General features: G+C 48.2%; 33 protein-coding genes. 26 read left to right on the top strand and 7 right to left on the bottom strand.

Annotated features, from left to right (window positions below):
* The first annotated feature begins 44 nt into the window (after nucleotides 1-44).
* From nrdF to ES896_RS02100, 12 genes are all read left to right on the top strand, one after another.
* Nucleotides 45-1,019 carry a class 1b ribonucleoside-diphosphate reductase subunit beta gene (nrdF, locus tag ES896_RS02145; RefSeq protein ID WP_135226336.1) on the top strand — a complete coding sequence of 325 codons (975 nt, stop codon included), beginning with the start codon at nucleotides 45-47 and terminating at the stop codon, nucleotides 1,017-1,019.
* A gap of 64 nt (nucleotides 1,020-1,083) precedes the next feature.
* The gene (locus tag ES896_RS20010; RefSeq protein WP_167764433.1) at nucleotides 1,084-1,254 is read left to right on the top strand and encodes a hypothetical protein; all 171 of its coding nucleotides are present in this window, start codon (nucleotides 1,084-1,086) and stop codon (nucleotides 1,252-1,254) included.
* Between the two features lie 241 nt (nucleotides 1,255-1,495).
* Nucleotides 1,496-1,705: a hypothetical protein gene (locus tag ES896_RS02140; protein ID WP_135226335.1), complete on the top strand. Its 210-nt coding sequence runs from the start codon at nucleotides 1,496-1,498 to the stop codon at nucleotides 1,703-1,705.
* The gene (locus tag ES896_RS02135) at nucleotides 1,702-2,250 is read left to right on the top strand and encodes a dUTP diphosphatase (protein ID WP_135226334.1); all 549 of its coding nucleotides are present in this window, start codon (nucleotides 1,702-1,704) and stop codon (nucleotides 2,248-2,250) included. The genes ES896_RS02140 and ES896_RS02135 overlap by 4 nt, the downstream gene beginning before the upstream one ends.
* A complete protein-coding gene (locus tag ES896_RS02130; RefSeq protein WP_135226333.1) occupies nucleotides 2,247-2,567 on the top strand; it encodes a hypothetical protein in 321 nt (106 codons plus the stop codon). Before ES896_RS02135 ends, ES896_RS02130 begins: the two co-directional genes overlap by 4 nt.
* On the top strand, nucleotides 2,564-2,740 hold the full coding sequence (locus ES896_RS20005) for a hypothetical protein (RefSeq protein WP_167764432.1): 177 nt from the start codon (nucleotides 2,564-2,566) through the stop codon (nucleotides 2,738-2,740). The genes ES896_RS02130 and ES896_RS20005 overlap by 4 nt, the downstream gene beginning before the upstream one ends.
* Before the next feature lie 3 nt (nucleotides 2,741-2,743).
* Entirely contained in the window at nucleotides 2,744-2,956 is a 213-nt protein-coding gene (locus ES896_RS02125; RefSeq protein WP_135226332.1) for a hypothetical protein, read from the top strand.
* Nucleotides 2,957-3,766, top strand: coding sequence for an FAD-dependent thymidylate synthase (thyX, locus tag ES896_RS02120; protein WP_135226331.1), 810 nt, complete (start codon nucleotides 2,957-2,959; stop codon nucleotides 3,764-3,766).
* Nucleotides 3,766-4,266, top strand: a complete 501-nt coding sequence (locus ES896_RS02115) for a 3D domain-containing protein (protein ID WP_135226330.1) — start codon at nucleotides 3,766-3,768, stop codon at nucleotides 4,264-4,266. Before thyX ends, ES896_RS02115 begins: the two co-directional genes overlap by 1 nt.
* Before the next feature lie 14 nt (nucleotides 4,267-4,280).
* A complete protein-coding gene (locus ES896_RS02110; RefSeq protein WP_135226329.1) occupies nucleotides 4,281-5,006 on the top strand; it encodes a hypothetical protein in 726 nt (241 codons plus the stop codon).
* The gene (locus ES896_RS02105) at nucleotides 5,003-5,557 is read left to right on the top strand and encodes a nucleoside/nucleotide kinase family protein (protein WP_135226328.1); all 555 of its coding nucleotides are present in this window, start codon (nucleotides 5,003-5,005) and stop codon (nucleotides 5,555-5,557) included. Before ES896_RS02110 ends, ES896_RS02105 begins: the two co-directional genes overlap by 4 nt.
* Entirely contained in the window at nucleotides 5,554-6,495 is a 942-nt protein-coding gene (locus ES896_RS02100) for a DNA cytosine methyltransferase (protein WP_135226327.1), read from the top strand. Before ES896_RS02105 ends, ES896_RS02100 begins: the two co-directional genes overlap by 4 nt.
* Here ES896_RS02100 and ES896_RS02095 read toward each other — a convergent pair.
* Nucleotides 6,474-6,848, bottom strand: coding sequence for a hypothetical protein (locus tag ES896_RS02095; RefSeq protein WP_135226326.1), 375 nt, complete (start codon nucleotides 6,846-6,848; stop codon nucleotides 6,474-6,476). The two genes, ES896_RS02100 and ES896_RS02095, sit on opposite strands and share 22 nt — an antisense overlap.
* A gap of 77 nt (nucleotides 6,849-6,925) precedes the next feature.
* Here ES896_RS02095 and ES896_RS02090 point away from each other — a divergent pair, with 77 nt between their 5' ends.
* The 3 genes from ES896_RS02090 to ES896_RS02080 all read left to right on the top strand — a co-directional run bounded on the left by ES896_RS02090 (nucleotide 6,926) and on the right by ES896_RS02080 (nucleotide 8,834).
* On the top strand, nucleotides 6,926-7,309 hold the full coding sequence (locus tag ES896_RS02090) for a sigma factor-like helix-turn-helix DNA-binding protein (protein WP_135226325.1): 384 nt from the start codon (nucleotides 6,926-6,928) through the stop codon (nucleotides 7,307-7,309).
* A 140-nt stretch (nucleotides 7,310-7,449) separates the two neighbouring features.
* Nucleotides 7,450-7,983: a hypothetical protein gene (locus ES896_RS02085; RefSeq protein ID WP_135226324.1), complete on the top strand. Its 534-nt coding sequence runs from the start codon at nucleotides 7,450-7,452 to the stop codon at nucleotides 7,981-7,983.
* Nucleotides 7,984-8,024: 41 nt separating this feature from the next.
* Nucleotides 8,025-8,834 carry a hypothetical protein gene (locus ES896_RS02080; protein ID WP_135226323.1) on the top strand — a complete coding sequence of 270 codons (810 nt, stop codon included), beginning with the start codon at nucleotides 8,025-8,027 and terminating at the stop codon, nucleotides 8,832-8,834.
* A gap of 44 nt (nucleotides 8,835-8,878) precedes the next feature.
* Here the strand turns inward: ES896_RS02080 and ES896_RS20245 are convergent, their stop codons facing one another.
* The 5 genes from ES896_RS20245 to ES896_RS20370 form a co-directional block, all read right to left on the bottom strand.
* Entirely contained in the window at nucleotides 8,879-9,055 is a 177-nt protein-coding gene (locus tag ES896_RS20245; protein WP_481747306.1) for a DUF8096 family protein, read from the bottom strand.
* Between the two features lie 43 nt (nucleotides 9,056-9,098).
* A complete protein-coding gene (locus tag ES896_RS20375; protein ID WP_035389526.1) occupies nucleotides 9,099-9,230 on the bottom strand; it encodes a hypothetical protein in 132 nt (43 codons plus the stop codon).
* 28 nt (nucleotides 9,231-9,258) lie between these two features.
* Nucleotides 9,259-9,516, bottom strand: a complete 258-nt coding sequence (locus ES896_RS02070) for a hypothetical protein (protein ID WP_135226321.1) — start codon at nucleotides 9,514-9,516, stop codon at nucleotides 9,259-9,261.
* Nucleotides 9,517-9,641: 125 nt separating this feature from the next.
* A complete protein-coding gene (locus ES896_RS20000) occupies nucleotides 9,642-9,818 on the bottom strand; it encodes a hypothetical protein (RefSeq protein WP_167764431.1) in 177 nt (58 codons plus the stop codon).
* Nucleotides 9,819-10,221: 403 nt separating this feature from the next.
* Nucleotides 10,222-10,347, bottom strand: a complete 126-nt coding sequence (locus ES896_RS20370) for a hypothetical protein (RefSeq protein WP_254965504.1) — start codon at nucleotides 10,345-10,347, stop codon at nucleotides 10,222-10,224.
* Between the two features lie 118 nt (nucleotides 10,348-10,465).
* Between ES896_RS20370 and ES896_RS02065 the strand changes: the two genes are divergently transcribed.
* From ES896_RS02065 to ES896_RS02045, 5 genes are all read left to right on the top strand, one after another.
* Entirely contained in the window at nucleotides 10,466-10,690 is a 225-nt protein-coding gene (locus tag ES896_RS02065; protein WP_135226320.1) for a helix-turn-helix domain-containing protein, read from the top strand.
* A 1,148-nt stretch (nucleotides 10,691-11,838) separates the two neighbouring features.
* Nucleotides 11,839-12,147 (top strand): hypothetical protein, encoded by a 309-nt coding sequence (locus tag ES896_RS02060; RefSeq protein WP_135226319.1) that lies wholly within the window; start codon nucleotides 11,839-11,841, stop codon nucleotides 12,145-12,147.
* Nucleotides 12,144-12,431 (top strand): hypothetical protein, encoded by a 288-nt coding sequence (locus tag ES896_RS02055; RefSeq protein WP_135226318.1) that lies wholly within the window; start codon nucleotides 12,144-12,146, stop codon nucleotides 12,429-12,431. The genes ES896_RS02060 and ES896_RS02055 overlap by 4 nt, the downstream gene beginning before the upstream one ends.
* Nucleotides 12,432-12,546: 115 nt before the next feature.
* Entirely contained in the window at nucleotides 12,547-12,831 is a 285-nt protein-coding gene (locus ES896_RS02050; protein WP_135226317.1) for a hypothetical protein, read from the top strand.
* Between the two features lie 274 nt (nucleotides 12,832-13,105).
* A complete protein-coding gene (locus ES896_RS02045; protein WP_135226316.1) occupies nucleotides 13,106-13,357 on the top strand; it encodes a hypothetical protein in 252 nt (83 codons plus the stop codon).
* Nucleotides 13,358-13,371: 14 nt separating this feature from the next.
* On the opposite strand, the gene ES896_RS02040 is transcribed toward ES896_RS02045, so the two are convergent.
* Entirely contained in the window at nucleotides 13,372-13,917 is a 546-nt protein-coding gene (locus ES896_RS02040) for a tyrosine-type recombinase/integrase (protein WP_135226315.1), read from the bottom strand.
* 102 nt (nucleotides 13,918-14,019) lie between these two features.
* Between ES896_RS02040 and terL the strand changes: the two genes are divergently transcribed.
* The 6 genes from terL (at nucleotide 14,020) to ES896_RS02010 (ending at nucleotide 20,559) form a co-directional block, all read left to right on the top strand.
* On the top strand, nucleotides 14,020-15,786 hold the full coding sequence (terL, locus tag ES896_RS02035; RefSeq protein ID WP_135226314.1) for a phage terminase large subunit: 1,767 nt from the start codon (nucleotides 14,020-14,022) through the stop codon (nucleotides 15,784-15,786).
* Between the two features lie 17 nt (nucleotides 15,787-15,803).
* The gene (locus ES896_RS02030; protein WP_135226313.1) at nucleotides 15,804-16,229 is read left to right on the top strand and encodes a phBC6A51 family helix-turn-helix protein; all 426 of its coding nucleotides are present in this window, start codon (nucleotides 15,804-15,806) and stop codon (nucleotides 16,227-16,229) included.
* Between the two features lie 3 nt (nucleotides 16,230-16,232).
* Nucleotides 16,233-17,834: a phage portal protein gene (locus ES896_RS02025; RefSeq protein ID WP_135226312.1), complete on the top strand. Its 1,602-nt coding sequence runs from the start codon at nucleotides 16,233-16,235 to the stop codon at nucleotides 17,832-17,834.
* Complete coding sequence (locus ES896_RS02020; protein WP_135226311.1) at nucleotides 17,834-18,664, top strand: phage minor capsid protein; 831 nt, start codon at nucleotides 17,834-17,836, stop codon at nucleotides 18,662-18,664. Before ES896_RS02025 ends, ES896_RS02020 begins: the two co-directional genes overlap by 1 nt.
* A 63-nt stretch (nucleotides 18,665-18,727) precedes the next feature.
* Nucleotides 18,728-19,411 carry a phage scaffolding protein gene (locus ES896_RS02015; protein ID WP_205687760.1) on the top strand — a complete coding sequence of 228 codons (684 nt, stop codon included), beginning with the start codon at nucleotides 18,728-18,730 and terminating at the stop codon, nucleotides 19,409-19,411.
* A gap of 56 nt (nucleotides 19,412-19,467) precedes the next feature.
* Complete coding sequence (locus ES896_RS02010; protein WP_074041872.1) at nucleotides 19,468-20,559, top strand: SU10 major capsid protein; 1,092 nt, start codon at nucleotides 19,468-19,470, stop codon at nucleotides 20,557-20,559.
* Nucleotides 20,560-20,603 lie beyond the last annotated feature (44 nt).

Here is a 20,603-nt window from a genome sequence, read left to right as displayed (position 1 = left end):
TCCCACAATACAAAGACGCTTGGAGATCAGGGGAGGACGAATAATTGACGACATTCACAGCGGCCAACTGGTCGCAATCAGACGATAATTTCACGGCCATGTTCTACGATCAGAACGTCAAGCAGTTTTGGCTACCGGAGGAGATATCGCTAAATGGCGACCTCCTTGCGTGGCACGAACTAAAACCAGCCGAACGCGATACGTATATGAAAGTGCTCGCCGGCCTAACGCTGCTAGATACGGAACAGGGTAACACCGGCATTCCTGCGATTATGGCGCACGTAGACGGTCACCAACGCAAGGCCGTCTTGAATTTCATGGCGATGATGGAGAACGCGGTGCACGCGAAGTCCTATTCGAATATCTTTCTAACGCTGGCGCCCTCGGAAACTATTACGGCCGTCTTCGAATGGGTTAAAGAAAACCGGTACTTGCAGCGCAAAGCGAAGTTGATCACCGACCTTTATCGCGGTATTAAGGAAGGCGACGACATTTCGCTATATAAAGCGATGGTGGCTTCGGTATACCTCGAAAGTTTCCTATTCTACAGCGGCTTTTATTATCCGTTGTATTTCTACGGTCAAGGTCGCATGATGCAGAGCGGCGAGATAATTAATTTAATTATTCGTGATGAAGCGATCCACGGCGTTTACGTCGGTTTGCTCGCGCAGGAAATTTATAATCGGCAGACGGACGCTACGAAGGCGGATCTACACGAATGGGCGGTCGGGTTACTAGCGGCTCTATACGAAAATGAGGTCGCATATACGGACGATGTGTACGGCGCGGTCGGCTTGGCGCACGATGTTAAGGCTTTCGTTAGATACAACGCAAATAAGGCGCTTATGAACCTCGGCTTTGATGCGCATTTTCCAGATGAGCCGGTCAATCCGATTGTGATAAACGGGCTGAGTACGAAGACGAAGGCACACGACTTCTTCAGCATGCAGGGGAACGGATATAAAAAAGCGACGGTCGAAGCGCTTAAAGACGAAGATTTTTATTTTCCTGCCGATTAATGTCCCGATTTCCGCCGCCCGCATGCGACTGTATAAGTGAAAGCGAAAATAAGGAGCTGATCGTATGCGAGAGACGATTAACCGAGGCGCTTTAATTGCGGCGTCAATTGTACCAGCCTTTTGGTACACACATGCAGCGGGCTTTTGGTGGTTCGTAGCGGCGGGAGCGCCGTTCTTACTATACGTAATGACGCTACCGTTTGAGGACGGTAAGCCCACGAAGGAGGTCGAGTAGATGCGTTATATTCTAGCGGGAATAGTGGTAGTCAGTACCGCGACGTGGCTGGAATGTTTTAGACCGTCTAACGTAGAGACCGTGATTTACTTCGTTACTATTGCGGCGGCATTACTTACGGGCGCGGTTAAAAGGAGGGCGAGTAGATGAGCGAACTTGTACGAAATCTTATTCGCAAAGGATATACACGTTTATTTCCGTTAACGGGAGTTCTCGGATGATCTAAGGAAGGGGCGAATAGATGAACGCGTTAAATATCGAAACTAAGAACGGTATTAAATATTGGGTGCACGCAACTGATTCCGAACTAGACGAGTTTAAAGACGACGTAACGTACTACGAACGTGACTACGCAGAAGTAAAGTGCGCCAAAACAAAAAGAACCCTCGTTTTTAAGCGGAGTGAAATTTCGGCCTATTCTTACGGAAAAATCGAGGAGGAAACGCAATGAACGTAAATATTAAACGGCTATCAGCCGACGCAACTACGCCAACATACGCACATTCGACGGACGCCTGTTTCGATCTATACGCGGCGGCCGACGTCATTATCGAGCCGGGAGAGACGGCATTAGTACCGACGGGCCTCGCGTTCGAGATTCCTTCAGGCTACGAAATGCAGATCAGGCCACGTTCGGGTATTACGTTAAAAACGAACCTACGCGTTCAATTAGGGACGGTAGATAGTGGGTATGCGGGCGAGGTCGGGGTGATCGTGGATAATATTGCGCACAGGGAAGTATCCGGACTTGACCTTAACAGTCAATCTATCGAATATATCACGAGTAGTGTGCCAAAAGTTGTTGATGGGCTGCCGGTGAACGAGTGGGATTATTACGGTGATTATCCGAACAGAACGTACATCGTTCGCAAAGGAGATCGTCTTGCCCAGGCGGTCATCAAACCGGTAGAGCGAGCGACCTTTACGGTTGTAGATGCGTTGGAAGAGACGGAGCGAGGTTCGGGCGGCTTCGGGAGTAGCGGGGTCGGGAAATGACGAAGTTGCCACCGAGAAAAAGCGGGAAGACGTTTGTTCATACCGAACGTTTCGAACTGATTTCGGAATACGCAGTTGATTTCATTGCGTTACGTGCAATCGTTTATAGAACGCCGATCAAGACGACCTTACGTTGGGCTAATAAAAACGTTAGCGGATTATGGGTAAACCTCGGATGGATAAACGAAGAGGAATACGATTCATTAGAACGAGCCGTCGCCGAAATGATCGTATACTACGAAAACGTTAGTAGAAACGAAGCAAAGCGGAAGTATAGAAGGATTGCGAAGACGCTCAAGGAGGCGCCCAATAAATGACGCAGATATATGCGTGCTTCTTAAACGGAAAACTTTACGGAAAAGGCGATCTTGCCTATATGAACGACTTATTTCGTGATTGGGTCGTCGATTGCGAGATGTACGGAAGAGATGACGTGACATTCCGAGTGACGACGGTTGAGAAAATGCGCGAAATTGTAAAGGAGGCGTAATTTATGGGATTCGAATATGGGTCGTTATTTGTACACGATAGAAAGCTGTGGTTTTTCGAAGGATATTCGACGAATGAAGAAATGTACCAAACGCTCAAATTACGAGGAGCTGGCGGCACCCAAGTAGAAGCGTTAGCATTCGAATGTTACTTCTTGGGAGCGCCGAGTGAATTTGACTACGAAGAAATCGAACAGAACGCAAGGAGGGGCGGATAAATGGCGGAAACCAAAATGAACGTCGAATTAATGTTTCACACGCAATTGAGCGCGAAATTCAAAGAGAAATTACGGAAGGCATCCGAACAACTTGCCGATGCACATGACGGAAAGATTCTCGCGCTGACCGCCATCCGTACTTGTTATAGCGCAAACAAGCCGTCTGAAATTGCGATTAAAGAGGGCGCCAAGTATTTCGGATCAGCCGCATCGGATGGCGACTCCGGCTCAGACGCGGATAGGCTTATTCGGCAGATTGTTGCGTCGAAACATACGTCTACTTTAGAAGGAATTACGTTCAATTTCGCGATCGAGGGCGTAAGCCGCGCCCTATTAGCGCAGTTAACGAGACACCGTGTCGGTTTTAGCTTCAGCGTCCAATCACAGCGATATGTGCGGATGGGCAGCGGAAATAAATCGGGCGGATTCGATTACGTCGTGCCGGAAAAGGTGGATACCTCGACAAAGACGGTTACTGAAGAATTCGATCATTGCGACGGTCTTGAAATCGAACGGAGAGCATCGGATATCTTCTCGGAAGCGATGTCCAACGCCCAACAGGCATACGATAAATTGCGTGAAGCAGGCGTTCCGGCCGAAGATGCCCGCGCCGTCTTACCGCAAGCCGCAGCTACTAATCTCGTAATGACCGTTAACCTACGTGCTTTATTAGACTTCTACGCTAAGAGACGGCGTGGCAACGGTGCCCAGGCGGAAATCGCCGACCTAGCCGAAGCCTTGCGTCGAGAAGTGGTCGAAGTCGAGCCGTGGACTGCGCAATTCTTCGAGGGGGTGTCTGCATCGGTATAATGACGACCATGACGCTCGCGTGTGGCTTATTATGTACTCAGCAACCGGCGAAGGAAACGCCCACGCCCATTTTAACGGCTGATCAAGCGGCTTTACAGCGAGCCAATCAACGAATCAAGACGTTAGAGGGCGAAGTGAAGGCGCTTAAGAAACCGCCTAAGCACGTAGTCAAGCGTAAGCAGATAACGCACTCAAATCCGATTCAAACATACGAAGTGACTGCGTACACAAACGGTGCCGAGTCTACGGGCAAGTCAGCCGGCGATCCCGAATACGGCGTAACGGCAAGCGGCGCACGCACCAAGACCGGCCATACGATCGCCTGCCCGCCGTCAATGGCGTTTGGCACACGGCTGAACATCGAGGGCATCGGCGTCAGGACATGCGAGGATCGAGGCGGCGCAATCACGGAAGGACACATCGATCTGTACGTTGCGGGCGTTTCTGAGGCGCGGTCATTCGGACGGCAGCGGCTAAAGGCGGAAATCATAACGAAATAGGGAGGCGGTTGTACATGATGCACGTATTAAAAGACGAAAAGCTCGGCGTTGATCGCGAATATGTTGCGGTGAATAGAAACGCAGAAGTTGGCGAGACAATCGTAATTGTCGAGAAGAGTTACAGGCGTGATCCGTATAATGTAGGCGATTTTTTTAAGGTGGACTATATTCGGGAAGGCAACAGCGGCGATGTGTTTAGCGATGAAGCTATTTCAGATTACAGCGGAAATGGGACTATTTATCGAAAAGAATACCACGTACTTGAACCGACCGACATCGTCCACATTGACGGTGAGCGCTATCGTTTAGAAGATCGTAAGGCGGAAGTAGGCGATGAAGTGATTTACGTTCATAAAGAAAGCGGAGAATCGGACGGTATAGTGTCGGTAGTGAGCTCGGTGGCATCGTCAGGCGTGGATGTAATCGAATATGAAGACTTCGAAGGGGAAACTGTGTGCGGATTTTCTCACGGGGCTTATCGCGTCCTCACTCCGATTCAAGACGCTACCGAGGCGCAAGAATCCGACGTCATCACCGTCCTTGCCAATTTAGGCGCAGAGGTAGCGGAATTAAAACGAGCCGTAGCGCGCCATCAAGCGGAAATCAACGCCCTCCACGAAGACAAAGTCCGTCTCGGCGAACAACTCGCAAAAGTGGTGGCAAACGACCCGAAATCCTTGGCGATTACTACGGATGAACTTGCGCAGATAATCGTAAGTCTATCGAGGGCCGGCCTATGAAACTCGCAATCACAGGTAAACTAGGCGCCGGCAAAGACGTAGCCGTCGATTATCTCGTCGCAATGTACGAATTCTTTCCGTTTACGTTTTCCGCAAAAGGTAAGTCGGTTTTTGGCGAGCTGTTTCCGGAATTGGACGGCGACGCAAAACAGCGCCAGCCTATGCGTGATTTCATTGAGGGAATTAAAAAGCTGCCGATCCCTGGCGCTGAGTACGTGTGGATCAACGTTGTATTCCGGCGCATTCAGGAACACGAAAAGTTGCGTTGTTGCCATCCTAGTAACCTACTAATCACGGATATGAGAATGCCGGCCGAATATGAACGAGCCAAGGCGGAGGGTTTTAAGGTACTCCGCATTATTGCACCGTACGAAACACGTTTTGATCGCGCCAAAAGACGAGGCGACAAATTCAAGGCTGCCGACTTAAACCATCCGACAGAAACGGCACTTGACGGATTCGAGGTCGACTATGAGATTGTAAATGACGGTACGCTAGACGACCTATATGCGCGGCTGGACGAAATTATGACGGAGGAGGGCGTTAAATGACGGCATTCAACTTAACACCGCAACAACCGGCGAACGGCTTGACGGTATTAGAACTTTTCTGCGGAGGGGGTCTTGGCGCAGTCGGCTTCAAGGCGGCCGGCTTCGATATCGTAAAGGCACTCGACTTCGATAAAAATGCCGTAAAGGCTTACCGACATAACTTCGGCGACCACGTAGAACAGGCAGATATCAGCACGATTAATATCGAATCTTTACCGAGTACCGACGTCATCTTCGGAGGGCCTCCGTGTCAAGACTTTTCGGTCGCAGGCAAAGGCGCAGGCGTTGACGGAGATCGCGGTAAATTAGTTTGGCGTTACCTCGATATTATTGCGGCAAAGAAACCGAAAGCCTTCGTATTTGAAAACGTCAAGGGGTTGATTTCGAAGCGCCATCGTTCTACATTTGACGGCTTACTGGCGAAGTTCAGCGAAATTGGCTACGAAGTTTCTTGGCAGCTGATTAATGCGTGGGATTACGGCGTAGCCCAGAAGCGTGAGCGAGTGTTTATCGTAGGAACCCGAAAAGACCTCGGATTCAAGTTCGAATTTCCGAAGCCGTTAGAAGGCGATTATAGGTCGCTAGTTTTGCGGGATGTTATTGGGGATTTACCGGAACCTATTCGGCAATCTAATGGCGGGCACCTTTCTAATAACTACGCGACCAACTACGAAATGGCAAACAGGTTAGAAAGCTTCGACAGGCCGGGTGCGACCGTGACGGCTCATCATAGGTGCAGTTACACCCACCCAAAAAACGAGCCTCGACGTTTCACCGTCCGTGAGTGCCTCCGAATACAATCCGTACCGGACACCTACGTACTGCCGGACGATATCTCTTTATCGGCGCAATACAGAATCGTCGGTAACGGTATCGCTTCACGGGTCGCATGGTATATTGGAGTCGCACTCGCCGATCAGCTCAAGGAGAACGCGTAGGTGCCTTTTGGATAGGCTAGATGCGGCTGCTTAGACGCCTCGCCATCACCGATCAAATAGAAGCGCAGCGGCAGTTCGCGATCTTCAAGACCGGCGCCTTCTAGAACGTGACGAGCACGCTTGCTATACGCATCTTTATTGAAAAGGAACGGTTGGACGTCTGCTTTGACCGTTTCCGGCTTCGCAACGACTAGGCACGATTCTTCTTTATCGTAGCCGATCGTAAGTTGAAACGGCGTGTTTGGTGGTATTCCGATTAACGCTTTAGCCGCAGCGTTAACGTATATTCTCTTCTGACTATCCAACGTTATGTATGCGGTATTGCTGACCGCGGAAATCCATTCTAAAGCCATACGGATACACCTCGCTTATTTTATAAGACGATTATAGACGATATACCAACGGAAAGCAAACGAAGGAGGCGGTATTATTGGGCGCATCGACGAACAAGCCCGACCAGCATCTACGCTATGAAACGCAATACAAACTCGACGGAGCCGACGGCGTCAAGGCGCTACTAGCCGATTATACAACGCTCAGACAGCGGCGCTTCTTAGGCGACATGGCTGCGTGCGATATTCTGATCGATCTGAAGCGCGCTATTGAACTAGCGGCACTGACCGGAAAGCAATACGAAGCACTGCGCCTGGTCTATTTCGATGATCTATCGCAAACACAGGCGGGCGCGGCGCTCGGCATTACGCAGCAAGCCGTTGACTATGCGATTAATGCTGCGGTAAATAAGCTCGTCGACATCTACTATTATTGGGCGTCACACGGCGAGGGATACGGAACGACGAAAGGGGCGGTTTGATGGCGGACGAATTAACGAAGGAAGAGATCGAACAATTACGAGATTACTTGCGTTGGTGCTACGACACTATGAACCATCCGAGAATTTCGCCGAGAGTATTGTCGATTTTACTGAACGCATACGCGGAGGAGGGTGCCTAATTGACGAAGGAAGAACTACACGAAGCCATTACGGATATATACGAACGCACAAAATCCGGCGCCTTGGAGCGCGAAGAACGTATCGAGGAAATTACTGCGCTTTCTGAGACATATTATAATTTAGTCGGGGATAAGCCTCATGCTGCCGCGTTAGATCGTTTGACTAATCTCGTAATATATGAAGAGCTTACTGATACTCATCCTGATAAAATGTCGCGTGAAGAATATCCAATAATGAGTGAGACGCAGCTAAGTCGACGTAAAGAGGGAAAACACCGAAAGAAAGAAGCTAATTACAGAATTGAGGTTCCTCTAGTTCTTGCGGAAAATGTCGGGATAGATGGGAGAGATTATGCTTATCCTGCGAGAAGAGAGCGTAGTCTTCGTGAGGATATGGCGATCGATGAGGTTGCCGTGTCTAGAAACAAGGGAATTCGTAAACGATATAATGATTTCGTCAGCGGAAAATCTAGCGGACAATTCACCGTAAATATAGAAACCGGCATCAAAACGGTAAGGTCAGACGCTCAATAGGCGTCTTTTGTTTTGCGATAAATACGAAAAGGGGCGTATGCATGATTCAAAATAAACCACGCATCATTGACGTTACTACAGGCGAAGACTTATCCGGTATCTATTCGTTGAGGCATCGTAATCAAGACGCGGCCTTCCGTCAGCAATTAAATAAAACGGAGGACAGGCGCGAATTTACCAATGCGGAGATGCCGAATATAAACGAAGTATATGACGTCCTCACAACGGCTCAGTGCGGCTATTTAATGCTTCTGCAATGCTACGTTGATTACGGTGGTCTGTTAATCAAGTCCAGTCGCGATAAAACGCCGATGAATACTTCGGACATGATGGACGTTCTTCAGCTTACGAAAAAGCGACAGACGTTCTACGATTTCATTGCGGCGACTATTGAAAACGACATTATACGAAAAAGTGACGATGGCTACTCGGTAAATGAACGTTATCATTTTAAGGGGAATTTCCGCAGTCCGCACGTTGTTAAGATATATAGCGCTAAAATTAAACGGGTTTATAGCGAAGTAAAAGCGACCGACATCGGCCTCATTTATCGAATGCTTCCGTACATTCATTTCGATACTAACGCTCTATGCGAAAATCCTAACGAATCAAATCCGAGGGCCATCCGTTGGTTCAGCCGAGCCGGTCTAGCTGCCGCGATAGGTGTCGTACCGGATACGCTTGGCCGCCGTCTTAAAGCGATGAAATTCGGAAGCGAATACGTTATAGCACGCGTTAAAGTTGGCAGTGAGCCGGAGCGCTACACGTTTAATCCAAACGTTTTCTATCGTCAATCTAAAGCGCCTGACAAAACGTTGATTGCGTTATTTAACGTTGAGAAGGTACACTAAATAAACGAAAAAGGACGCCTTTGAGGGCGTCTTTATTTTTTGCGTTATATTCGTTTGGTCATTCCGCACTTCGAACACTTACGGAGGAAAACTCCGCCTTTAATCGAACTGTTAAACTTCGACGTATCGCAATTGTCACACCGGCCGCTCTTAACGTCGGGCATCTCGCGAACATCATAAACGACAGATACTTCATAATCTCCTGGCTGCGGTCTATTCACGTCTTTCACCTCACAACCTTCGTATTATAACGTATCTATGCGCTTATTTAAACAATCTTCCGAATGCTCTTCCGACACTGCGTCGCATGATACGGCCGCCTACGTCGTTCTTTTTCACCGCGTTAACGTCTCCCAAAAACCTAGCCCATCCGTACAAGAATCTGCGGAATTTCATATCGTCGTCCTCCTCGTATTTTAGGCGCCTACCATCTCGTCACTGCGAAGTCCTTCGAGTAGTAAGTACCGATTTTCTTCGTCTTGGCTGCTTTGCTATAAGCCGTTAATTTGATTCGGTATTGACCGTTAGTCATAGTCGAAGTATAGAAGCGTTTGGTCGGTGTGCTTTTAACGAAATCGCCGCTCAACGATTGCTTCGACTTCCATCCGTCCGTGTATTGTTGCTGCAAAGTCATCGTGTAATATACGCGGCTACCGCTGCTTTTCGATGCCACAACGTCCACTGACGTCGCCTTGGGCGTGTAGTATGGTGCGTCAACCTTTACCGTAATCGATGCCGCATTGGCTGGCGTTGTAAGTCCGAGTGTCATAAGTACCACCGCGATTGTTATCGTAATAAAACGTTTCATTATTCAACATCTCCTTCGAGTTTTATATCGTATCCGAACGCGATCAGGGCGAGTCTAAAGCCGAAGTCAAAGCCGGCAGGTGCATCGTCGCGTTCTCTTTTAAATAGTTCGGCGGCGCGCTGTAGCGGATCGGCTGCCTCTTGGATTCCGTCTAAGGCCGTCAATTTTACGTCCACTAGGCGATCTCCTCCTCGATATTTAGAAGGCCACCGCAATTCGGACATTTAGCGGCCGTTTCGATTTCTACGTCTAGCCGGGCAAATGAACAGTCCGGGCAGTTATACTCGATCATATTCAACGATTCCTCCTCGTTTTTAGTACGTCAGCGCCGTCTAATTAGCGTCTTAGGGCGTAGGTAGGGACGGCTGCTTGACGTCTTATTTCATTAGCGATTTTAAGGCGACCGTAAAGCCGAAAATGATTAGCGTTGCAACGGCTGCGCAGTCTATCGGCTGCCATTTAGCGTAATCCGTGAACGCTATCCAGGCGACTAATACGATAATGAGCAACGTATCAAGCGTATTAATTTTGCGCATGTGTGGTATAATTGATTGAACCGGGGCTTAGCGCCCCGTCCGTTTACTTGCGACGTTTCTTCTTGGAGGGAGACCGTCGCTTTTTCATTGCCTTGATTTCCATCGCGGTTTTGATGATCGCCAACCACGACGCAAGCAAGACGGATATCTTTGTAGCCAGTTCAATCAATTCGTGCACCTCCTTTCTGTACCTTTATTATACGATATCGTATAACGTATGTCAACGGATATTGCGAAATAATATCCGATATCGTATAATTACTTATATAAATACGGAGGTGATGCGGATGGGCAAGCGCATAAACGTAAGGCCGCGTCTGAAGGAACTTATGAAGGCGGACGGCTGGACGCAAACAAGGCTGTCGGAAGCGTCGGGTGTTCCGCAGGGTTCTATCTCGCGGTTCGATTCGAATGGGCGGCACGAAGATTGGCAAGTCGTCGCGCTAATGAAAGCAGGCGGATGGAAGTACGAAGACCTGTTCGAAATAGAGGACGAAGATGGCGGTGAGTAGGGACGTTCAGGGCGAGCGTCTCTCTTTCGTGTTCTGTTTTCGCCACACTGAAACGTATTAATATGCGTTATTTCGTATAAAGATACGAATGTGATTCGTAGGCAATACGTGTTGGCATGCGCCTATTCTCAATTACGTCGTTTTAACTGATAATCAATACGACTTCATTCGTACAAAATCGCCAAAAGTACGACTTTATTCGTACAAGTGAAAACCGCCTTGGCGCTTAGAGCCACGTGGGATACAGCGTTTTGAGGTCGGAAATTACTTCTTATCTTCTAAATCTAAAACCTAGTGATCCTCCGCTACGCTACGTCTCACATATACGCAACATGTATAATGAATGTATATTTGCGGACGAGGCGGAGCCGAGGTCGCTGTACTTAAATACATACGGAATGGATAGCGTTAATACAGCGTACATATAAACGATAAATAAACGCCTAAGCAACGTTAATTTACTTGTGAAACATACGCTTAGTTATCTATGTCTTATGAGGACGTAAATGAACGTAACATACTAACTAACGGTAGGGCATCCGTATTGGCACACGATAAGCGTCGGTTGAACCAGCGTTTAGGCTACCGACATACAGACGCTATGTAACGGTAGGCACATACGGTCTATATAATATAGTACGAAGGCGGTCGGTAGGGTGACGGATAGAGACAGGCGAAGACATCCGTAACCAAGCAGACGGCGCCGGCGGACGTGGCCTCCGAAAACTCAAGGGGTTGAAAGCCGAAGCCAATCCGTTTATGCACGATCGTATGCATGACGGCCGGCATAGGTAGCCCGCACGAATGGCGGCATGGCGGGGCTGGTACGATGCATAAAGTTCATTCGTTTCGTTGCGCTGGTCGAACGGCTACCAACTGCGACACACCAACGTTTGTGCTTAACGCGAATGTAACAGAAAGTCTTTTTGTTACTTTCGTTATGCAACGTTATGAATGCGTTATTCAATAATAATCGCGAAAAATAAACGAAAGCCGCCCGCCCCCAAGCGCCCCGGCCAAAACCGCCGGATCTGACGAACAAAACTTGCGCACAATTTTTTAAACTCGGGGTGTTAGGCGCATTACAAAACGGAGAGGTCCTGCCGAGTAGTGGACGACGAAAAAAAAACGACAAGGAGGGCGCTAGGATGAACGAAGAAATCAACGGCTGTATTAAGTTTATTGAAGACGGCTATTTGACGAAAGAGACGAGCGATAGAGTTCGAGAACTACTCGGTATTGAAAATCCGGACGATCTAACGGAGCTGACCGATTACATACTTGTAAGAGATCCGTACACTACTCCTTTCGGGACTATTCCGTTCGGTGCGACGTCATCTCTTGCTAATTATCGTTTAGTCGCGAAAAGCTCCGACAGTACTCCGCAAGAAATACCGTTGCTGCCGGATGCAGAAGGCGTCTTCTTTTTCAGATACGTTGGAGGCGATCGCCCATGACCACGCTACCTACGTTCGTCACTTGCGACGCATGCAAACAGCGGACAGCCGTCGTACTAAAAGAACGCGCCGTACGAAAAGGCGTCGTCGAAACATACTTTGACTGTATCGTCTGTGGTACGCATTATCCGACCGCGATCACGAACAGCGCGCTACGAACGAAAATTGAGACGCTGAAACAACTACGGCTTACGGACGGCGCAGAACCGGCAGCAATCGACGCGCTCAAAGCGGAAATAACCGCCGATATGAAAGTATTGCGGGAACGGTACGGATTAGCATAACGATTTTAACACGTAAAATGCACGAAATTAGACGTTTTGGTAGCCGACTAGGGTATTCGTAAGGGTGGTCGGTGGAAAGCGCTAATTTCGTTTGATTTTTAAGGAGGACGAATAAATGTCGAAGTATCGCAAAAAGCCGGTTGTAGTCGAAGCGGTTCTTTTTGAGAGCGGGATGGAAGATGGTTACGCCAGTTATCAGGTGTTTTCGGACAAATTAATCGGGTATTTTCCGAAAGGCGGATCGATACCTAAAGCGAATAACAAACCGGCGATCAAAACGCTCGAAGGTTGGTACGAGGTTGAAGTCGGTAAGCATTACATCGTCACAGGGATTCGGGGCGAGCGTTATCCGGTTGAAAAGGAGATTTTCGAAGAGACATACGAAAAGGTTAACGAATAACACGCAATCAGAACGAGGCTTCCGGCCAGCGCCGGAGGTCTTTTTGTGCTTGCGTCTAGCATTAGAGCCGTAAAGGCATTCGGTTGACGTACGTACATTCACCGGCACGCCTCTCAAAGAAGCGGACGGCCGGTGTGACAACATAGGGGCGCATGTTCCAAGGTGGCGATACGGTCTCCAAAACCGCGTGGGCAGGTTCGATTCCTGTCGCCTCTGTAAGTCAGAGATTCATCGTGAAGCTCTGTCTCTAAAACGGACAAAGGGGATGACGTGAATGGCGGAAAACAAACGCGAATCAGTCGGTGGATTAAACGTAAAGGTAGACGTAGATGTTTCGGAGGCTATCAAAGGCCTCAAAGCGGTGCAGCGCGCAGCGAAAGAGGCGGCAAAGGCGTTGGCTGAACTGAGTGAAGCGATGAAGGAGTATGAGAAAGCCCATAATAATAATAATCGCAGAAAAGGCGGCTATGGAATTGTATCGGAACCGTATGCGATCGACAGAGTCTACAAAGATCCGCCGCAATAAAAAAGCACCACGACCTAAATCGCGATGCTCTCGTATGCGACCGAAATCTCGTCGGCTGTGATTCCGATATATTTCAGCGTATCTTTTTCGGATGAATGACCGAGAATCGCCATAATCCGATCGACTGCGATATCCATTTCATACAAACGGTAGCCGAACGTTTTTCTAAGCGTATGCGTACCGATATTGCCTATCTTTTTAGCGATATCAGCGCGCTCGGCGGCTTCGTTTAGAATGCGATAGGCTTGAACGCGACTGATTGGCTTGGCGCCCTTGCGGCTGGCAAATACGTGGTCATCATCAGCGCCTTCGAGTTCATTGACGAGCCTTATGACGGATGCTGAGAACGTAATGACACGCGTTTTGCTGCGCTTGGCTTCGGTTATTTTAAGAGACGTTTGGCCGCGAAGATCGCCGATCTTAAGCGAAAGTAAGTCGGAAATACGAAGCCCAAAAGCCGTCCCTAGCTGCAATAACAGACGGTCGCGCCCCGGTTTGAGGGCGTTTTTTAGTTTGTTGAAATCGCGTTTACTTTTGATCGGGTTCACTTCGTTAGCCATACGTCTTCACTCCAATGTACTTTAATTATTTTTAAGTTACATTCATTATACGATAACGAATTCGGTAAGTCAACGGAAAATAGACGGAAAGGAGGCGGTGATTTGGCGTTTATTAACGGCAAGTTTTTGGAACGTGAAGAAAGGCAGGCGCGCATAGAGGCCGTAACGGAACGGCTGAAGAAACTGCGCGACATTATCCAAGCCGGCAAACACACCGAATATCACGTCGATCTTATGCGGAAGGATCGCGACGAATTAATCAAGCTTAAACGTGTCCATCGCGCCGAGACCGATATGCTGTATTTCTTTTACGAATACTTTTCGGAGGCACGGAACCCGGGCAATCCGGATAATCTCGTACCGACGACTGCGGTAGACATGGACGACGCACCGGACTTTCACCGGAAACTATCGTCTATCCTCGACTCAGTATCTAACCGGAATAAGACAGCGCGTATCGCATGGGCGGCTTCGAGGGGTCACGCAAAGTCGGCGTACTTATCGAATGGGTTTCCGGTGCATGAAATCGTTTATAAAAAGCGCCGCATGATCTTGATTATCTCGGAAACAAGGGACGGCTCGATAAAGTTCATTAAGTGGGTCGCGGGTCAGCTAAAGTACAACCAAAAGCTACGCGAAGACTTTGGTGAAGTCCTATACGAGCAGAAAACACGCAATGAAAAGGATTCCGAAACAGCCTTTATTACAACGACAGGAATCAAAATGGAAGCGACGTCCCTTGGAACACAAATCCGCGGTTTTCGTAATGGCTCACAGCGTCCGGATTTAATTCTACTTGACGACTTAGAGTCGATCGATTCGAACAATACGCCTGAATTGCGTCAGAAGGCGAAGGATTGGCTCAACCAAGACCTTATGCCAGCGGGTGATCCTACGAAAACGGCGTTTATTTTCATGGGAACACTTGTACACTTCGACTCTTTGCTGAACTACGTATTGAATGAGCGTCGTGATTTTATTAAGAACAGTTTCCCAGCGATCCTCAAGCCACCTAAACGGAGCGACTTGTGGGCGGAATTTGAGCGCATATATGAGGAGTATGTCCCTAGCGACGAAGAAGTTGAAGAATTGATGCAGTCGGAATCGGAAGATACGATGGCTACCCCAAATGCCCGGGCTGCTATGCGTTTTTATGAGGATAATAAAGCGGAAATGGATGAGGGTGCGGAGGTTTTGTGGCCAGAGCGTTTCCCTCTACCCGCCTTATTAATAGAAAAGGCCAATATCAAAGTAAAAGCGTTTAACACGGAGTTTATGAATAATCCAATCGATGAAGAATCACAGTTATTCAAGCCCGAGACTTTTTCGTATTGGACCGACTTTAAGCTAAATCACAAAGAATACGCGATTTATATGGGTGTCGATTTTGCGATGGGTAAAGAACGTGGGGACTTTTCGGCGATCGTCACGATTGCAAAACATAAAAAGACCGGAAAGATATACGTCATTGACACTTACGGTGAACGAATCCATCCTGATAAGTTCTTGCGAAAAATTGTCGAGAAGGTCGTGGAGTATCAGCCTGATCGAATAGCTGCTGAATCGCAGATGGCCCAAGAATTTTTCGTAGATACACTCAAACGTGAGTTAGTCGTACAAGGGTATCCGGCAGGTTCACGCGTCACAAAAATAAATCAGCGTTCGCGGAAAGAACTTCGTATTGAGGCCCTTATGCCGCAGATTGAAAAAGGTGAGATCGAATTTCATCGCAGCCAAACGCTTTTACTCGAACAGTTTGAGCGGTATGGATCAAATTGGCACGATGACCTACCGGATGCGCTCGAGATGGCGGTGAGCGTCAGTAAACGAGCTAAAACGGTGCTGCAGTCGAAGCCAAAGTATATGTAACGAAAGGAGGACGTTAAATGTCGAGAATTAAACAGCTAGAGGCGCAACTGTCGTTTGAGAAGCGAAAAGCCGCGCAGGCTTGCGCTTTGAATGAAATTATGCCGGAAGGCGGCGAGAAGAAAACGCAGGAGCAACTCGCAGAAGAACTAGGAATGTCGCGGATGGGGTTGTATCGTTGGCGGACGCAAGATTCCGCATTTATTGAATATATGAATCTACTTGCGGATGACATGCTTTCCAGTCACAGAGCGAAAGTCTACGGTAAATTAATGACGCTTATCGACGGACCACAGCCGTCCGTTAAAGCGATTGACTTATTCATGAAACGATACGGACTATTAACCGAAAAGCAAATTATTACGGACAACACTACAGCTGACGAATCAAGCGAGGATATTCAAAAAGAAGCCGACGATTTAGACAGATATTTGAAGGAGGAATAAGCGATGGGTTTTACGGACTTTTTTAAGCACCGCAACCACGAACCCGACGACGGATCGCATACTAAGACGTACAGTATCATCCGACCCGGCGCACAGTTTCCTCCGGCTGACTCAATTGAACGGCTAGCGAAATATCGACGCATGAAAAAGTTGTTTGAAGGGCGACACCGAGACGTCTATGAACGTGCGACCGACATTCTTAAAGATTCGCCGCAGGCCGAGCAGTTAAAAAAGCTGTATATCGCGGTCAATCTTGCCGACATACTCACCACAAAGCCGGCTGACCTCCTAGTAGGCGAACCGGTTCAATTCGAAAGTGGATTGCCTGATGACAGCGAAGAGCAAAAAGCACTCAATCGCTACGTAGAGGAAAACGATATTAATCAGCTTCTTCACGAAAGCGCAACGGCTAATGGATTCCGCGGCGATTCGTGGTTTAAGGTGCGCTACGGCTACCGTCAAGACTTTTCGGAAGTGGAGAAACTCGGCTTACCAGTACCGGCAGATGCAGAAATGGAAGCGATCATTGAACACGTAAGCGCAGGCGCAGTCTTTCCGGAGTTCAGCGTCGGAAATGTCAAGAAACTAAAAGCGGTCAATATTGCGCAGGTCGAATGGGTCGAAACCGAGAAGACGGAGATTCCGTTTTTAAACGTTGAGCGTCATGTACCAGGCTACATCATTTATTCGCGATATCAGATGTACGAAAACGGAGTTGATACGTCAACGGGCACACCGGTATCCGTATACAAAATCGGTAAACAATTACCGACAGGTCGCGAAGAAGATATCGAGGAGACGCATTTACCGCATATACCGGTCTTTCACGTACCATACAAATCAATTGACGACGAATTCTTCGGCATCGGCGGATTAGAGAAGTTAGAGACGGTGTTTGCTGCGATTAACGACCGGCTAGTACAGATCGACTACATTCTATGGAAACACAGCGACCCTACAGCGTATGGGCCGGAGATTCAAGACGATGGGAACACCGTTCAGTTCGGCGGCGCTTATATACCGGTCGGAAAAGAAGATGTAACGCCGGGTTATATGGTTTGGCAAGCGCAGTTAGACGCAGCCTTTAAGGAACTCGACGTGTTGTTTAGTAACGTATTTATGATGTCGGAAACGCCGCAGTGGCTTTTTGGAACTACGATGTCAGGCGACAATTCAGGCGGAACAGGTACGTCACACACAGACGGCGCAGCGATTAAAGCCCGTTTCATGCCGATTCTCTCGAAAGTGAAGCGAATTCGTGCGCACTATGATAAAGCGATCCGAGATGCGCTATGGACGTGCATGCTTCTAGAGAAAGCGGTCAAACGAATCAAGATTGACGAAGCCGTTTATCCGCGCGCAATTTGGAACGACGGTATCCCGCAGAATGAAAAAGAACTTGCGGAAATTATGGAGATTAGAACGGCAGGCAAGCCGACTATTGACGTTAGAGGCGCAATCAAGGCGATGGATGACGTCGATGACGAAAAGGCGGACGAGATCATGCGACGCATTGAAGAAGACGAAACATCCGCAAATGGCTTTGTAGATGCATCGATCTTTAATGAACCGGAAGTGCCGCCGGAACCTGAGGACGATAAGTAATGGCGAAAGTACCGGCACCTAACTACGACTATCAGACGAAGCAGCTTGCCGGATATTATCAATCCGCCATCAAAGACATTCTTGACGAGCTTGATCGAGTTGATATTACGGATTTCCGACGAGCCAATGCGCTTGCTACGCTGCAATCAATCAGCGATATTCTAGCGGATCTCGATACTAAGTCGGCACGGTGGGTTAGTGAAAACGTACCTATTGCGGCGCGAGAAGGCGTAATCAATACGCTCGTTTCGCTTAAGATTGCGGAATCAGTTGAACAAGCGGCTCTTATCGTAAAGTTCAACGAGTTAAACGAAGCAATGGTCGCGGCTGCTATTGCGGATACACAAGCCGATCTTCTAGCGGTCACGCAGAACGTAGATCGGAAAACAAAAGCCGCAGTCAGGCGAGCCGTTTCCGATTCCATTAAGTACAACATGGCGTCGGGCACAAACGGACGACGAACGATCAGAGACGATATCAAAAAGCGTCTCAAAGAATCGGTCATGACCGGAATCGTCGACGCAAAAGGACGGCGGTGGAAACCGGAAGTATACGCCGATATGGTGACCCGAACGAAAATGATGCAGACATACCGCGAAGCAACGACTAATGAAGCCGTCGATCGTGGCGTTTTGTATGCGCAAATATCATCGCATGGGGCTTCCGATTATTGCCGATTTCACGAGGGCGAAATCATGAAACTTACGCTAGATGCGCCGGGCCCTTATTTAACTTACGACGAATTGCAGGCGACGGGTGAGATATTTCATCCGCGATGCAAGCACGTATATTCACCTATTAGAGATGTCGGTTTATTGTCCGAACGTTAAGACGTTAAACTAAACGGCTGTTTTATCTAATAGGCGACGGCCTTAAAACGGTTGGAGGACGATATGTTTGTAAAACGATTTATGCCGTTATTTGACGCAGATGATCAAGCAGGCGGAGGTCAAGTGGAGGAGCCAACAACGCAGCAATCAACCGATGATCAGCCGAAGAAGCTCGAACTCACGCAGGAAGAACTAGACTCGATTATTACCAAACGCGTTAGCCGTACGGAATCTAAGTACGCTGATTATAGCGAGGTAAAAGAGAAGCTGGCGGCGTATGAGAAAGCGGAGCAAGAAAAGGCAGACGCAGAGCTAACGGAACTCGACCGCATCAAAAAGGAGCTCGAAGCAAAGTCGGAGGTTGAATTATCACTTACGCAACAGATCGATGAGCTTAAAAAGGCGAGCGAACAAGAAAAGATTACGAACGCATTCATCAAGGCGGCAACGTCAGAAAGTATCGCGTATATTGACGATGCATTACGCTTGGCTGATTTAAGCGGCGTTTCGGTAGAAGACGGAAAAGTTGTCGGAGTCGAGAGCGTAGTAAAGGCGTTGGTAGAAGAAAAGCCGTTCCTTATCGCGCAGAAGCAGAAGGCTATCGGTCAAAGTACGAATTCGGGGACGGATAAGATCGATAAAACGCCGGATCAACTTATTAAAGAAGCCGAGGAAAAAGCACGTAAGAGCGGTCGTACAGAAGATCGCGCTGCGGTTGCTCAATTAAAAAGACAGTTAAGAAAATGAGACTCCTTTAATTAGGGGTCTTTTTTAATACAAACAAAAAAGGGGGACATATTTTTATGTCACAGATTTTCTCTAATGATTTGATTGGTAAAACAGAATCGGTACAAGACGAATTACTACTTTTAAATCCGCACCAAACTCCGTTGCTTGCGATGCTTGGTTTTTCTAATCCAGTAACACAAACCGAGCACCAATGGTTCGAGGACGAAATGTTTGCGTATGAAGGCAACGTTACTGACGCGGCTGCTGCTGACGCAACTGTTCTAAAAGTATCTTCTGTAGAACCTTTCCGTAACGGGCATGTCATTAAACTTGGCGAAGAACTAGCGCTTGTTACTGCGGTTAATAAGTCAGCGAAGGAACTGACAGTAGTCCGTGGCTACGCCAATACTACTGCGGCTGCAATTACTGCGAATGAGAAAGTTGAGGTTCAGTTCGTAGAAGGTTCGGAAGGCGCTGACGCTAGACAAGGTCGCTACAAGCCACGTAAGCGCGTATCGAACATTACGCAAATCTTTGACGAAACTGTAGAAATTTCCGGTACTGCTGCGGCTGTTGCCAATTACGGGATCGCGGATATGTACGAGTACGAAAAGCAAAAGAAACAGCTTGAACTAGCACTTCAAATGGAAAAAGCGTTCATCGGCGGTATTCGTTATGAGAACGGCTTAGTACGTCAGATGGACGGTATCCGTAGCTTCATTAAAACTAACGTTACTGATCTTGCGGGTCAAGAGCTTTCGCTAGAAGCGATCAACGACGCTGTACAGGCGATCTACTCTAAAGGCGGCTTCAAGTCCGGTGGTCAGTACGAGATCATCGTACCTGCGAAGCAAAAACGCATCATCTCTAAATTCGATAAGACGTTAGTTAGACTTAACCAAGGCGAAGCAAGCCGCGGCACTGTTGTTAACTTCTTAACGACTGATTTCGGCGAGTTCCCAGTATCTATTAACGACAACTTGGCGGCTGACGAAGTTCTTATCGTTGATAAAAACCGTATCGCAATCCGTCCTTTACAGACTCGCGATATGAGCCACGAGTACCTCGGCAAAAAAGGCGACTACTTCCAAGGTATGCTTGTCGGTGAGTATACGCTTGAATTCCTTCAAGAACCTGCTCATGCACGCATCAAAGGCGCTAAGTAATAACGGCCCGCACTCGCGGGCTTTACTTTTTTGACAGAACGGAG

The organism is Bacillus sp. 005/A4HT-01/001, assembly GCF_004634445.1.
In the GTDB taxonomy this organism is placed as follows: domain Bacteria; phylum Bacillota; class Bacilli; order Bacillales; family Bacillaceae; genus Bacillus; species Bacillus altitudinis.
The sequence above is the reverse complement of the archived record's forward strand: the minus strand, read 5'-3'. Positions and strand labels throughout refer to the sequence as shown.